The sequence below is a fragment of the Nitrosomonas oligotropha genome (assembly GCF_009833085.1).
In the GTDB taxonomy this organism is placed as follows: Bacteria; Pseudomonadota; Gammaproteobacteria; order Burkholderiales; family Nitrosomonadaceae; genus Nitrosomonas; species Nitrosomonas oligotropha.
On record NZ_QRBZ01000068.1, the window covers coordinates 1 to 1,877 of the forward strand.

Sequence of the window (1,877 nt, forward strand, 5' to 3'; positions counted from 1 at the left end):
CACATAAGAGTTTGAGTAATGCCACTCCTTATGAAATACTCAACGCTTATTTCTATCAACCTCTCTGTAAACAACCCTGAGATTTCTTACACCTTATTTAATCTGTGGTTTTTTCTATTATCCACAAAAACTGTGGATAACTTTGTGGGCAATCATCTTGTATGAGTCGCTAACTTGTAAATTTCTAAGGACTTTCCTTAGATTGCTTAATTATTTAACATATTAATTATGTTTAAATTATCATTTACTTACGGGATATTTTTCAGCTCAGTGTCAAGATGCTAATAGGATATTTGTAACTTTTTAAAACTGTGGATTATTTAGAATGTCAAGGAAAAAGATGTGGAATAAATAGCAGAAAATTGTATAAACAAGATGGGTGCTTTTCACACTTTGACTAATGCGGGTGATGAAATCTCCGCAAAAATTCTAGTGCAATGAAAAATTAAAGTTATGAATTTTTTTCATTGCATCTATTTGCTCAGCTCATTTTTCTTATTTTCGTGATTTTTGCCGGTAAAAATCGTCTTTATGACGTTAATTTTGAATATTAGGTGAGCTTTGTTATTAAAACAGCTGACCATCGAAAAAACGATGAATCTATTCCCGTTAATGATTATTCATTCTATAGTTTTATTTCATAAAAGATTTTTTCTGTTGTCCACAATTTCTGTGGATAACTTTGTGGACAATCGAGCTGGATGGATGACTAACTTATAAATTTCTAAGGGTTTTTCTTGGGTTGCTTAAAAATTTAACACATCGATTATGTTTAAATTATCATTTACTTGCGGGATATTTTTCAGTCTGATGTCAAGATTCTAATAGGACATTTATAACTTTCTTAATCTGTGGATTATTTGGAATGTCAAGGAAAAGATAAGATGTAAATTGCAAGGATTGTACAAAAAGAGAAATGCTTAATATGCCTTGAGTGATGTGCGTGATGAAATTCTCATGATGGTTCTTGCGTGTAGAAAATTTTTATCAGGGAAGCTTTGCTGAATGTTAATTATATGGTTCTGAGGTGGTGTCACTAAGAAAGAAACGGGAGCTTGCGGCTCCCGTTTCGGATGAGATCCGTGCTTGCTTATTAAACGGTTGATTCTTTTCTGCGGTGTGCCACAAATCCCATCAAACCCAAACCGGCCAGAAGCATAGTGTAGGTTTCCGGTTCAGGAACGGGGCTTAGAGAATCGTTTGTGCTGAATGTTGTGAAATCACCAGTCCCTCCAATCCTGAATTGGGCCTGCTGACTGCCGTCACAGCAACCTTCAAGACCGTAAAGATTGAGCGTGTGGTAGCCGGTAGCAAGGTTCAATGTATTGATACTCAAATACTGCGATGAGTCGCTGTAGCTGCCATTCCACCACATATCGTTTGTTTTGAAATCATACGCTAAACCATCGACAAAAATGGCGCCGCCATGACCAAAATCAACACCGGCACGAATTTGCCATGCCCCTGCATTTGCTGGGGATACAAAAAAATCAACGGTTGATTTAAAGGCTATGTCAGTTGTCGAGCCACCAGCAAACAATCCATGATTGGAAATGTTGTCGTAAATTGGAGGGGTTGCGATTCCGTAACCCATTGATGGGATTGCTACGGCTGAATCAACGATGGATTGATATGCTGCTGCGTCAATCTGCGGACCTGCTGTTGAGAAACCCGTTTCAATTGTTATCGAACTGGCATTGGCGCCGCCAAATAATGCAAGCGATATTGCGGTAACCGATAATGTAAAAGTTATTTTCATAAGACTCCTGTTATACAGCATTAGGTGTAAGAAATCTCAGGGTTGTTTACAGAGAGGTTGATAGAAATAAGCGTTGAGTATTTCATAAGGAGTGGCATTACTCAAACTCTTATGTGGC

1 protein-coding gene is annotated in these 1,877 nt (G+C 37.6%); it reads right to left on the bottom strand.

The window, feature by feature from the left end:
* Positions 1-1,093: 1,093 nt before the first annotated feature.
* Positions 1,094-1,759 (bottom strand): CCXG family PEP-CTERM protein, encoded by a 666-nt coding sequence (locus tag ABD07_RS14660; RefSeq protein ID WP_160818912.1) that lies wholly within the window; start codon positions 1,757-1,759, stop codon positions 1,094-1,096.
* Positions 1,760-1,877: the final 118 nt, after the last annotated feature.